Source organism: Streptomyces sp. NPDC029956, from assembly GCF_055574655.1.
The window spans coordinates 18,927-30,568 of the sequence record NZ_JBVHZJ010000018.1 but is presented as its reverse complement, the minus strand read 5'-3'; the positions used below and the strand labels follow the sequence as shown (position 1 = coordinate 30,568).

13 protein-coding genes are annotated in these 11,642 nt (G+C 72.5%); 10 read left to right on the top strand and 3 right to left on the bottom strand.

All coding sequences use genetic code 11. The features are described from left to right. Positions 1 to 259 precede the first annotated feature (259 nt). The gene (locus tag ACZ4XX_RS16875) at positions 260 to 1,000 is read right to left on the bottom strand and encodes an SDR family NAD(P)-dependent oxidoreductase (protein WP_468508662.1); all 741 of its coding nucleotides are present in this window, start codon (positions 998 to 1,000) and stop codon (positions 260 to 262) included. A gap of 171 nt (positions 1,001 to 1,171) precedes the next feature. Here ACZ4XX_RS16875 and ACZ4XX_RS16870 point away from each other — a divergent pair, with 171 nt between their 5' ends. From ACZ4XX_RS16870 to ACZ4XX_RS16860, 3 genes are all read left to right on the top strand, one after another. After that, the gene (locus ACZ4XX_RS16870; RefSeq protein WP_468508661.1) at positions 1,172 to 1,783 is read left to right on the top strand and encodes a dihydrofolate reductase family protein; all 612 of its coding nucleotides are present in this window, start codon (positions 1,172 to 1,174) and stop codon (positions 1,781 to 1,783) included. A 139-nt stretch (positions 1,784 to 1,922) separates the two neighbouring features. Beyond that, the gene (locus ACZ4XX_RS16865; RefSeq protein ID WP_468508660.1) at positions 1,923 to 2,855 is read left to right on the top strand and encodes a DMT family transporter; all 933 of its coding nucleotides are present in this window, start codon (positions 1,923 to 1,925) and stop codon (positions 2,853 to 2,855) included. Positions 2,856 to 2,866: 11 nt separating this feature from the next. Continuing rightward, on the top strand, positions 2,867 to 3,223 hold the full coding sequence (locus ACZ4XX_RS16860; protein ID WP_468508659.1) for a hypothetical protein: 357 nt from the start codon (positions 2,867 to 2,869) through the stop codon (positions 3,221 to 3,223). An 18-nt stretch (positions 3,224 to 3,241) separates the two neighbouring features. Here ACZ4XX_RS16860 and ACZ4XX_RS16855 read toward each other — a convergent pair whose 3' ends face one another. Continuing rightward, the gene (locus ACZ4XX_RS16855; protein ID WP_468508658.1) at positions 3,242 to 3,463 is read right to left on the bottom strand and encodes a hypothetical protein; all 222 of its coding nucleotides are present in this window, start codon (positions 3,461 to 3,463) and stop codon (positions 3,242 to 3,244) included. Positions 3,464 to 3,609: 146 nt separating this feature from the next. On the opposite strand from ACZ4XX_RS16855, the gene ACZ4XX_RS16850 reads away from it, so the two are divergent. From ACZ4XX_RS16850 to ACZ4XX_RS16840, 3 genes are read left to right on the top strand one after another with little or no spacing between them, the layout of a single operon-like run. Further along, complete coding sequence (locus ACZ4XX_RS16850; protein ID WP_468508657.1) at positions 3,610 to 4,824, top strand: sensor histidine kinase; 1,215 nt, start codon at positions 3,610 to 3,612, stop codon at positions 4,822 to 4,824. Continuing rightward, positions 4,821 to 5,504, top strand: a complete 684-nt coding sequence (locus ACZ4XX_RS16845; RefSeq protein WP_468508656.1) for a response regulator — start codon at positions 4,821 to 4,823, stop codon at positions 5,502 to 5,504. The genes ACZ4XX_RS16850 and ACZ4XX_RS16845 overlap by 4 nt, the downstream gene beginning before the upstream one ends. Before the next feature lie 37 nt (positions 5,505 to 5,541). Further along, on the top strand, positions 5,542 to 6,720 hold the full coding sequence (locus ACZ4XX_RS16840; RefSeq protein ID WP_468508655.1) for a cytochrome P450 family protein: 1,179 nt from the start codon (positions 5,542 to 5,544) through the stop codon (positions 6,718 to 6,720). A 55-nt stretch (positions 6,721 to 6,775) separates the two neighbouring features. Here the strand turns inward: ACZ4XX_RS16840 and ACZ4XX_RS16835 are convergent, their stop codons facing one another. Further along, on the bottom strand, positions 6,776 to 7,774 hold the full coding sequence (locus tag ACZ4XX_RS16835; protein WP_468508654.1) for a Gfo/Idh/MocA family protein: 999 nt from the start codon (positions 7,772 to 7,774) through the stop codon (positions 6,776 to 6,778). Positions 7,775 to 7,913: 139 nt separating this feature from the next. Here ACZ4XX_RS16835 and ACZ4XX_RS16830 point away from each other — a divergent pair, with 139 nt between their 5' ends. The 4 genes from ACZ4XX_RS16830 to ACZ4XX_RS16815 all read left to right on the top strand — a co-directional run bounded on the left by ACZ4XX_RS16830 (position 7,914) and on the right by ACZ4XX_RS16815 (position 11,639). Further along, positions 7,914 to 8,642: a GntR family transcriptional regulator gene (locus ACZ4XX_RS16830; RefSeq protein WP_468508746.1), complete on the top strand. Its 729-nt coding sequence runs from the start codon at positions 7,914 to 7,916 to the stop codon at positions 8,640 to 8,642. A 122-nt stretch (positions 8,643 to 8,764) separates the two neighbouring features. Further along, a complete protein-coding gene (locus ACZ4XX_RS16825) occupies positions 8,765 to 9,784 on the top strand; it encodes a sugar ABC transporter substrate-binding protein (protein ID WP_468508653.1) in 1,020 nt (339 codons plus the stop codon). Beyond that, the gene (locus ACZ4XX_RS16820; RefSeq protein ID WP_229314780.1) at positions 9,781 to 10,836 is read left to right on the top strand and encodes an ABC transporter permease; all 1,056 of its coding nucleotides are present in this window, start codon (positions 9,781 to 9,783) and stop codon (positions 10,834 to 10,836) included. Before ACZ4XX_RS16825 ends, ACZ4XX_RS16820 begins: the two co-directional genes overlap by 4 nt. Continuing rightward, entirely contained in the window at positions 10,833 to 11,639 is an 807-nt protein-coding gene (locus tag ACZ4XX_RS16815) for an ATP-binding cassette domain-containing protein (protein WP_468508652.1), read from the top strand. Before ACZ4XX_RS16820 ends, ACZ4XX_RS16815 begins: the two co-directional genes overlap by 4 nt. Positions 11,640 to 11,642 lie beyond the last annotated feature (3 nt).

Genomic DNA, 11,642 nt, shown 5'->3' with positions numbered 1-11,642 from the left:
TCGACCCTGTTCCCCCGGCGCGCCCCTTCGGCTCACTCGCCCTTATCTTTGGGCTCGGTTCGCCTCCGGGCGCCTGCAGCCGGGCTCACGGCCGTGACCGTGCTCGACCCCCTCGTTCCTCGGGGGCCTCCGCGCGCTCACGGCCGTTCCCCCGGCGGCGCCCTTCGGCTCACTCGCCCGGGGCCCAGGGGTGGGCGCTTCGAGGCGGGGCGTACGTACAGGTGCATCGAGTCGGGCCCTGCCTCCGCGCGCCGGCGCGTCACGCCGCGTGTCCGCCGTCCACCGAGAACTCCGCGCCCGTCACGTACCGTCCCTCCGGGCCCGCCAGGAACGCGATCGTCGCGGCCACCTCCTCCGCGGTGCCGAAGCGACCCAGCGCCGTCAGGGCCGCCTGGCCCTCCGCGTACGGCCCGTCCGCCGGGTTCATGTCGGTGTCGATGGGGCCGGGGTGGACGACGTTCGCCGTGATGCCGCGGCCGCCCAGCTCCCGCGCGAGGCTCTTCGTCAGGCCGATCAGCGCCGTCTTGCTCAGCGTGTACAGCACCCCACCGGGTCCCGGCACCCGCTGGGTCATGCAGCTGCCGACGGTGATGATCCTGCCGCCCTCCGGCAGGTGCCCGGCCGCCGCCTGCGAGGCGAGGAACGCCGCCCGGACGTTCACGGCGAGGACCCGGTCCACGTCCGCGAGGGCCAGGGACTCCAGCGGGCCGAGGACACCGACACCGGCGTTGTTCACCAGGACGTCGAGCCGGCCCAGGGCGTCCGCCGCCCAGTTCACCGCGCCCGCCGCGTCCCCGGCGTCGGCCGCGTCGGCCCGCAGGGGCAGTGCCCTGCGGCCGGTCGCCTCGATGCGCGCCGCGACCTCCTCGGCCCGCGCCTCGTCCTGGACGTAGGTGAAGGCGACGTCGGCGCCCTCCCGGGCGAGCCGTACGGCCGCGGCCGCGCCGATCCCGCGGCTGCCGCCCGTCACCAGTGCCGCCGTGCCGTGCATCGTGGACATCCCGAAACCTCCGTGAGAAGTGGCCCTAAGTGGTTGCGGGTTCAATGAAAGTCGCCGGGGCACACCGCCGCTGGCATGAATCGGACGCCGACCCGGTCGCCGATGAGTTTCGCCGGACGGCACGGTCCGAACTGCCGAGACACGATGATCCGGAGACGAAGGGGCACCACCATGGCCACGCTCAGCCTCACCCAGTTCCTGACCCTCGACGGCGTCCACCAGGCCCCCGGTGGCCCGGAGGAGGACCCCGGCCTCGGCTTCACGCAGGGCGGCTGGTCCGTGCCGTTCGGGGACGAGGACTTCGGACGGTTCATGGAGGAGGTCTTCACCCGGCCGACCGCCTTCCTCCTCGGCCGCCGTACCTACGAGATCTTCGCCGGGTACTGGCCGAAGCGGACGGACCCCGCCGACCCGGTCGCCACGAAGCTCAACGCGCTCCCCAAGTACGTCGCCACCACCACCCTCGACTCCGCCGACTGGGACGGCACCACCGTGCTCCGCGGGGACGTCGTCGAGGAGGTCAGGGCGCTCAAGGAGCGCACCGACGGCGAGATCCAGATGCACGGCAGCGGCGGTCTCGCCAGGACCCTGCTCGACCACGATCTGATCGACACCCTGCATCTGCTGATCTTCCCGGTGGTCCTCGGCACCGGCCGCCGCCTCTTCGCCGACGGCGTACGCCCCACCGCCTTCCGGCTGACCGACGCGCGCACCACCGGCTCGGGCGTCACCCTCACCACGTACGAGCTCGCGGGCCGCCCCGAGTACGGCAGCTACGCCTGACCGGCCGGGCCACCCCGTACGACCCGGACAGGAGCCCTGAAAGGTGTAGCCACCACCGGCCCGTCCCGGTACGGTGATCGCTCCACGTGCGAGCCGTCGAAGTCTCCACCCCACCCCGAGAGTTGGAGATTCGGCCGCAATGTCAGCTTCGTCGATCGCCGCCCCCGTGCCCCTCGGCGCCCCGCGCAGGGCCTGGCTCACCGATCTGCCCGTCCTGCTCGTCGCCGTCGTCTGGGGTGCCAGCTACCTCGCGGCCAAGGGCATCACCACCACCCACACCGTCATCGCGGTCCTCGTGCTGCGGTTCGCGGTGGTGCTGCCCGTCCTGGTCGTCGCCGGGTGGGCCAGGCTCCGGGCCCTGAGCGCCGCCCAGTGGCGCGGCGCCGGGGCCCTCGGGCTGATCCTCAGCGGAATCTTCCTCCTGGAGACCTACGGCGTCGTCCACACCTCCGCCACCAACGCGGGTCTGATCATCAGCCTCACCATGATCTTCACCCCGCTCGCCGAAGCCGCCGTCACCCGGGTCAGGCCGCCCCGCGCCTTCCTCGGCGCCGCCGCGCTCTCCGTCCTCGGCGTCGTGCTCCTCACCCAGGGCGGGGGCTTCACCACCCCCTCCCTCGGCGACCTGCTCATGCTGCTCGCCGCCCTCGCCCGTACCGTCCACGTCCTGGCGATGTCCCGGATCAAGGCCGTCCGGTCGGCCGACTCGCTCTCCCTCACCACCGTGCAGCTGGGCTCCGCCGTCGCCGTCTTCGCCGTCATCGCTGCCTTCCCCGGCACCGGCGCCTCACCCTGGGCGGTGGCGCTCGACTTCGGCCCGCGCGAGTGGGCCGGGCTGCTCTTCCTCTCCGTCTTCTGCACGCTCTTCGCGTTCTTCGTGCAGATGTGGGCGGTCCGCCGCACCTCGCCGTCCCGGGTCAGCCTCCTCCTCGGCACGGAACCGCTCTGGGCCGCCGCCGTGGGCATCGCCCTCGCCGGCGACCGCCCCGGCGTCCTCGGCCTCGCGGGCGCGATCCTCGTGCTCGCGGGCACCAGTTGGGGCCGCCGGGCCGCCGACGACGACGCCGGGTAGGTTCTTCGATCATGCGTTCACTGGTGTACGACAACGAGTTCCGCGCCAAGGCCCGGCGCACCCAGGGCTGGGGCCTCGGGCTCTTCACGATCGCCGCCCTGCTCTGGGTCTGGTTCGGCGTCCTGCTCCTCACGCCGTACGAGGACGCCGACGGCGGCGGCAGCCCCTGTCCCGCCCTGCTCACCAGCGAGTACGTCCACGACAAGGAGTGCGTCGAGAGCCGGGACTGGCCCGGCATGCTCGCCCTCCTCGGTGGTTCCGTCCCGTTCGCCGTGGTCGGCGGCGCCCTCTACACCAGCGGCTCCGTCTCGCACCGGATGGCCGAGCACCTCGCCGAGGTGACCCGGCTCGACGGGGCGAGCGCCTGAGCCCCGCGGGGCGGACGGTCAGGACTTCGCCACCCGGTCCGACACGATCATGAAGACCACGCCGAGTACCGCGATCACGATGTCGGCGAACAGCTCACGGCCCTCGAGGAACCACACGTTCTCCGTGAGGAACCGGGTCACCCCGAGGAGACGGAACCAACCGTCCGTCAGCTCGCGCACCACCCCGGCGACACCGAAGAGAGCGAGCAGGAAACCGGCGACCTCCAGAGACTTCTTCATGAAGTGATCATGGCGCGGCCGGGAGACCGGCCGCGTCCGCCGCCGGTCCACGGGTACCGCTACCGAAGTATCGACCTCCGCGACTTCGGTAGCGGCCCGGCCGCCGATGCCCCGCACGCCGCCCCCCGGCTGCGTACATTGCCGATATGACTCGCACGGACCGGCAGCGCTGGCTGCTCCCCTCCCACCTGGCCGAACCCGGTGGGAACGGGGACGGCCGGCCCCGCCGTACCGTCCGCGACTGGATCGTGGACACCTCGCTCTTCCTGCTCGCCGCCTTCGTCGGCCTCATCGCCGCCGACACCAGCGCGGAGTACACCAGCGAGGCCGTCACCCTCGTCGACCAGCTCCTGGGCGCCGCCGCCTGCTGCGCCCTCTGGCTGCGCCGCCGCTGGCCCGCCGGGCTCGCGATCGGCCTCTCGCTGCTCAACATCGTGGCCCCGGTCGCCGCCGGCGCGCTCCTCGCGAGCCTCTTCAGCGTCGCCGTGCGCAAGCCCTTCCGCGAGGTCGCCGCGATCGGCGCGCTCGCCGTCGCCACCTCCACCGCACAGGCCTTCGTCCGCCCCGACCCCACCACCAACACCGGGCTCTCCATCGCCCTCGGCTTCACCCTCATCCTGCTCGTCACCGCCTGGGGCATGCTCGTCCGCTCCCGCCGCCAGCTCGTCGAGGCCCTCAGGGAGCGCGCCCGCCGCGCCGAGGCCGAGGCCGAGCTGCGCGCCGCCCAGGCCCAGCGGCTCGCTCGCGAGGCGATCGCCCGCGAGATGCACGACGTGCTCGCCCACCGGCTCACCCTGCTCAGCGTGCACGCCGGAGCCCTGGAGTTCCGGCCCGACGCCCCGCCCGAACAGGTCGCCCGCGCGGCCGGCGTCATCCGCGACAGCGCCCACGAGGCCCTCCAGGACCTCCGCGAGATCATCGGCGTGCTGCGCGCCCCCGGCGAGAACGGCGACGGGGGCGACCGGCCGCAGCCCACCCTCGCCACCCTCGACGCGCTCATCGACGAATCCCGCGAGGCCGGGGCGGACGTCGTCCTCGACACCACCGTCGACGAACCGGCCACCGTCCCCGCCGCCACCGGCCGCACCGTCTACCGCATCGCCCAGGAAGGCCTCACCAACGCCCGCAAGCACGCCCCCGGCACCACGGTCACCGTCACCGTGCGCGGTCGCCCCGGCGAGGGTCTCACCGTCGACATCCACAACCCGGCCCCCGCCGGACCGGTCCCGTCCGTCCCCGGCTCCGGCCAGGGCCTGATCGGACTCACCGAACGCGCCGCGCTCGCCGGTGGCCGGATGGAGCACGGACCCGCCCCCGACGGCGGATTCTCCCTGCACGCCTGGCTACCGTGGCCCCCATGACCATCCGGCTGATCATCATCGACGACGACCCCCTGGTCCGCGCGGGCCTCACCCTGATGCTCGGCGGCGCCGACGACCTGGAGATCGTCGGGGAGGGCGCCGACGGCCGCGAGGTCCCCGACCTCGTCTCCCGGTACGCCCCCGACGTGGTCCTCATGGACATCCGCATGCCGCACGTGGACGGGCTCACGGCCACCGAGCGGCTGCGTGCCGAGCCCGGCGCCCCCGAGGTCGTCGTCCTCACCACCTTCCACGCGGACGAGCAGGTGCTGCGCGCCCTGCGGGCCGGCGCGGCCGGCTTCGTCCTCAAGGACACGCCGCCCGCCGAGATCGTCGCCGCCGTCCGCCGGGTCGCCGCCGGGGACCCGGTGCTGTCCCCGGCCGTCACCCGCCAGCTCATGAGCCATGTCGCCGGACAGCCGGAACAGTCCCCGCGCACCGCGGCCGCCGGACGCCTCACCGAACTCGCCGACCGCGAGCGGGAGGTGGCCGTCGCCGTCGGCCGCGGTCTGTCCAACGCGGAGATCGCCGCCGAGCTGTACATGAGCGTGCCCACGGTCAAGACCCACGTCTCCCGGGTCCTCGCCAAACTCGGCCTCAACAACCGCGTCCAGATCGCCCTCCTCGTCCACGACGCGGGCCTCTTGACCACGGAAGGGGACGACGACGGCCAGAACTGACCGCTCCGGCGCAGGTCGCTTCGGATAGTCTGCGTCGATGTCCGTCATCGAACTGGGGGAGTACGGCGCGGACTTCACCGCGCATCCGTACCCCTACTACGCGAAGCTCCGCGAGGCCGGCCCCGTCCACGAGGTGCGGATGCCCGACGGCTTCCGGTTCTGGCTGGTCGTCGGACACGAGGAGGGGCGGGCGGCGCTCGCCGACCCCCGGTTCGCGAAGTCCCCGCACGTGATCGGCGTGCGGGCGCCGGAGGAGGACATCATCGGCGTCCACCTCCTCTCGGCCGACGCGCCCGACCACACCAGGCTGCGCCGTCTGGTCACGGGCGAGTTCACCGGCCGCCGGGTGGAAGCCCTGCGGCCCCGCATCGAGCGGCTCACCGCGGACCTCGTCGACGCGATGGAACCGGCCGGCCGGGCCGACCTCGTCGACGCCTTCGCGTACCCGCTGCCGGTCACCGTCATCTGCGAGCTCCTCGGGGTCCCCGCGGCGGACCGGGACACCTTCCGCCGCTGGTCGACGGAGCTGGTCTCGCCCACCGGCGAAGAGGCCTTCACCCGGAGCATGGTGGACTTCGGTTCCTACCTCGACGAGCTCATCGAGGACAAGCGGGCCGCCGGCCCCGCCGACGACCTGCTCTCCGGTCTGATCGCCTCCCGCGCCGAGGACGGCGACCGGCTCTCCGGTCCCGAACTCCGCGCCATGGCCTATCTGTTGCTCATCGCGGGCCATGAGACCACCGTCAACCTGATCGCCAACACCGTCCGCAACCTCCTCACCCACCCCGATCAGCTCGCCGCGTTGCGCGCCGACCCGGGCCTCCTGGACGGGACGATCGAGGAGTCCCTGCGGTACGACGGGCCCGTGGAGACCAGCACCTTCCGGTTCAGCCGGGAGCCCGTCGTCCTCGGCGGCACCGAGATCCCGGCAGGCCAGAGCGTTCTCGTCGCCATCGGGGCGCTCGACCGCGACCCGACCCGGTTCCCGGAACCCGACCGCTTCGACATCCGCCGCGACACCCGGGGCCACCTGGCCTTCGGGCACGGCATCCACTACTGCCTGGGCGCCCCTCTCGCCCGGCTCGAGGGCCGGATCGCCCTCCGGACCCTCCTCGACCGCTTCCCGAACCTGGAACTCGACCCCGAGGGCGAGCCCTGGGAGTGGCTGCCCGGCCTCCTGATGCGCGGCGTCCGTCACCTTCCGGTCCGGTGGTGACGCAGACGGGTCCGGTGGTGACGCCGACCGGCCCGGTCGGGACCCGGCGCGGTCGCTAGCCGATGTCGTCCACCCGGACCGGTCGCCGCTCCCGTCGCGAGCGCTCGCACGCCTCGGCGATCCGGAGCGCCGCCAGGGCCTCCCGGCCGTCGCACGGGTTGGGCGCCTCGCCGCGGACCAGGCGTACGAAGGCGTCGAGCTCCGCCTCGTACGCGGGGGCGAACCGCTCGAGGAAGCCGGTCCAGGGCTTCCCGGGCGGCGCCGACGCCCAGGGCTCCACCGAGGTGAGCGGGGTGCGGTCGTCGAGACCCACCGCGATCTGGTCCAGATCGCCCGCCAGCTCCATGCGGACGTCGTACCCGGCGCCGTTGCGCCGGGTCGCCGTCGCGGTGACGAGCGTGGCGTCGTCCAGGGTGAGGAGCGCGGCAGCCGTGGACACGTCCCCGGCCTCCCGGAACATCGCGGGACCGGCGTCCGAGCCCGTCGCGTACACCTCCACAACCTCCCGCCCGGTCACCCAGCGCACGATGTCGAAGTCGTGCACCAGGCAGTCCCGGAAGAGACCGCCGGAGAGGGGAAGGTACGCGGCCGGCGGCGGCGCCGGGTCGGAGGTCGCCGCCCGTACGGTGTGCAGCCGGCCGAGCCGCCCCGAGCGCACCGCCTCACGCGCCGCCCGGTACCCCGCGTCGAAGCGCCGCATGAACCCGAGCTGCAGCTCCGTCCCCGCCTCGGCCACCGCCGAGAGCGCGGTCGCCGTCCCCGGCACGTCCAGGGCGATCGGCTTCTCGCAGAACGCCGGGAGCCCGGCGCCCGCCGCCCGGGCGATCAGCTCCGCGTGCGCGGCCGTCGCCGAGGCGATCACCACGGCGTCCAGGGCGTGTGCGAGCAGCGCGGTGACGTCCGTCGCGGCCTCCGCGCCGAGCGCCCCCGCGACCCCGGCCGCCCGCGAGGCGTCCGCGTCCGCCACGACCAGCGACTCGACCTCCGGGTGGCGGGCCAGCACACCCGCGTGGAAGCTCCCGATCCGGCCCGTACCGATGAGTCCGATGCGCATGGCCCCACCGTGGAGCCGTCCGTCCCCGGTGTCAAGGATTTGTCAGGACAACCGGACGTCACGACTTCCCGTCATCCACGCACCGGGCTACGCTCCCCCCGTGTCCAAGCAGTCAGGCTCCGCCCTGCCCCCGCTCTCCGTGGACCGCACCAGCCCGGTCCCGCTCTACTTCCAGCTGGCCCAGCAGCTGGAGAGCGCCGTGGAGAACGGCACGCTGACCCCGGGCACCCTCCTCGGCAACGAGATCGACCTCGCCACCCGCCTCGGCCTCTCCCGCCCCACCGTCCGCCAGGCCATCCAGACCCTCGTCGACAAGGGCCTCCTGGTCCGCCGCCGGGGCGTCGGCACCCAGGTCGTGCACAGCACGGTCCGCCGCCCGCTGGAGCTGAGCAGCCTGTACGACGACCTGGACGCCGCCGGACAGCTCCCCGCCACCCGGGTCCTGGTCAATCGCGTCGAGCCCGCCACCGGCCCGGTCGCCGCGGCCCTCCGCGTACCCGAGGGCAGCGAGGTCGTCTACCTCGAACGGCTCCGCACCGCGCACGACGCACCCATGGCGTACCTGCGCAACCACCTGCCGGCCGGGCTCCTCGGCCCCGGCGAACCGGACACCGCGCGCCTGGAGACCACCGGCCTCTACCGGATGCTCCGCTCCGCCGCGCTCACCCTGCACAGCGCCCGTCAGGCCGTCGGCGCCCGCGCCGCGACCGCCGCCGAGGCCGCCCTGCTCGACGAGCGGGAGGGCGCACCGCTGCTGACGATGGAGCGCGTCACCTTCGACGACACCGGCCGCGCCGTCGAGTACGGCTCCCATCTCTACCGGGCCGACCGCTACTCCTTCGAGTTCCAGCTGATGGTCCGTCCGTAGGCCGTACCCCACCGGCGGAAGAGCCGGACACCCGCCCCCCGGCGAGTGCCACGACCCGCATGACCGATACTGCAATGCACGACTGCAATGCACGCAAAGGACACAAAGGAGGGCACGGCCTCGTGACCAGGCTTCGGACAGGAGGGGTACGCGCCGCAGTCGGCGCCGTGCTCGCGCTCGCGCTCACCGGGGCGCTCGCCGGGTGCAGCAGCACCGGCGGAAAGCGGGCGGAGGACGCCCGCAAGGCCGCCGAGGCCCAAGGCCGGGCGGCCGTCGACACCCCCCGCTGGACCTTCGCCATGGTGACCCACTCGGGTGACGGCGACACCTTCTGGGACATCGTCCAGAAGGGCGCCAAGCAGGCCGCCGCCAAGGACAACATCAACTTCCTCTACGCCCACAGCGACGAGGCCCAGCAGCAGGCGCAGTTGATCGACTCGTACGTCGCCAAGGGCGTCGACGGTCTGATCGTCACGCTCGCGAAGCCCGACGCCATGAAGGCCGCCGTCGAGAAGGCCGTCAAGGCCGGCATCCCGGTGATCACCGTGAACTCGGGCGCCGAGCAGTCCAAGGCCTACGGGGCGCTCACCCACATCGGCCAGGACGAGACCGTCGCCGGCGAGGCCGTCGGCGAGGAGCTCGACAAGCGCGGCAGGAAGAAGGCGCTCTGCGTCCTGCACGAGCAGGGCAACGTCGGTCACGAGCAGCGCTGTGCCGGTACGAAGAAGACCTTCGACGGGGAGCTGGTGAACCTCTACGTCGACGGCACCAACATGCCGGACGTCAAGGCCTCCATCGAGGCCAAGCTCCAGTCCGACAAGGCCGTCGACGCCGTCGTGACCCTCGGCGCCCCGTTCGCCGACGCCGCCGTCCAGGCCGCCGAGAGCGCCGGGAGCAAGGCCGAGATCGACACCTTCGACCTCAACGCCAAGGTCGCCGGCTCCCTCCAGGCCGGCACTCTCGGCTTCGCCGTCGACCAGCAGCCCTACCTCCAGGGCTACGAGGCCGTCGACCTGCTCTGGCTCCACCGCTACAACGCCAACGTCCTCGGCGGCGGCAAGCCGGTCCTCACCGGCCCGCAGATCATCACCGGGGACGACGCCGCGAAGCTCGTCGAGTACGCGGAGCGTGGCACCCGATGAGCTCCACCGCCCCACCGTCGGACGGGCTCGACCACGTCGACGAACGGCTGCTGCGCACCACTCCGCTGAAGAAGCTGCTGGCCCGCCCCGAGCTCGGCTCGGTCGTCGGCGCGATCGCCGTCTTCGTCTTCTTCTCCGTGGTCGCCGACAGCTTCCTGAACCCGTCCAGCCTCGGCACCGTGCTCTACGCGGCCTCCACGCTCGGCATCATGGCGGTCCCCGTCGCGCTGCTCATGATCGGCGGCGAGTTCGACCTGTCCGCCGGTGTCCTGGTCACCAGCTCGGCGCTGATCTCGTCGATGTTCAGCTACCAGATGACGGCGAACGTCTGGGTCGGCGTCGGGGTCTCGCTGCTCGTCACCCTGGCGATCGGCGCCTTCAACGGCTTCATGCTGACCCGTACGAAGCTGCCCAGCTTCATCATCACGCTCGGCACCTTCCTCATGCTGACCGGTCTGAACCTCGGCCTCACCAAGCTGATCAGCGGCACCGTCTCCACCAAGACCATCGCCGACATGGAGGGCTTCTCCTCCGCCCGCAAGCTCTTCGCCTCGCAGCTGACCATCGGCGGCGTCGAGTTCAAGGTCACCATCCTGTGGTGGTTCGGCCTGGTCGCGCTCGCCACCTGGATCCTGCTCCGCACCCGCTTCGGCAACTGGATCTTCGCGGTCGGCGGCGGCGCCGACGCGGCCCGCGCGGTCGGCGTCCCGGTCTACCGGACGAAGATCGGCCTCTACCTGGGTGTGGCGTTCTGCGCCTGGATCTCCGGCCAGCACCTGCTCTTCTCCTTCGACGTCGTCCAGTCGGGCGAGGGCGTCGGCAACGAGCTGATCTTCATCATCGCGGCCGTCATCGGCGGCTGTCTGATCACCGGTGGATACGGCTCGGCCATCGGCTCGGCGGTCGGCGCCCTGATCTTCGGCATGACGAGCAAGGGCATCGTGTACGCCGAGTGGAACCCGGACTGGTTCAAGTTCTTCCTGGGAGCGATGCTCCTCCTGGCGACCCTGCTGAACGCCTGGATCCGCAAGCGCGTGGAGGCCACCAAGTGACGACGGCCACGAAGACCGGGTCCGCTCCGCTCGTCGAGCTCGACGACGTCAGCAAGTACTACGGCAACATCCGCGCCCTCGAAGGCGTCTCCCTGGAGGTCCGCGCCGGCGAGATCTCCTGCGTCCTCGGCGACAACGGCGCCGGCAAGTCCACCCTCATCAAGATCGTCGCCGGCCTCCACCGGCACGACACGGGGACCTTCCGCATCGAGGGCGAGGAGGTCACCCTCGCCAACCCGCGCGACGCCCTCGACCGGGGCATCGCCACCGTCTACCAGGACCTCGCCGTCGTCCCGCTCATGCCGGTCTGGCGGAACTTCTTCCTCGGCTCCGAGCCCACCAAGGGCTCCGGCCCCTTCAAGCGGCTCGACGTCGGCCTGATGCGGACCACCACCCGCGAGGCGCTGCTCCGCATGGGCATCGACCTGCGCGACGTCGACCAGCCCATCGGCACCCTCTCCGGCGGCGAGCGGCAGTGCGTGGCCATCGCCCGGGCCGTCCACTTCGGCGCGAAGGTCCTCGTCCTCGACGAGCCGACCGCCGCGCTCGGCGTCAAGCAGTCCGGAGTCGTCCTGAAGTACGTGGCAGCCGCCCGCGACCAGGGTCTCGGCGTGGTTCTCATCACCCACAACCCGCACCACGCGTACCTGGTCGGCGACCGTTTCGTCCTGCTCAAGCGGGGCGTCATGGCCGGCAGCCACACCAAGGGCTCCGTCACGCTCGACGAGTTGACCCGGCAGATGGCCGGCGGCACCGAGCTGGAGGACCTGCGGCACGAGCTGGAGCGGCCGTCCGGGACGTGACGG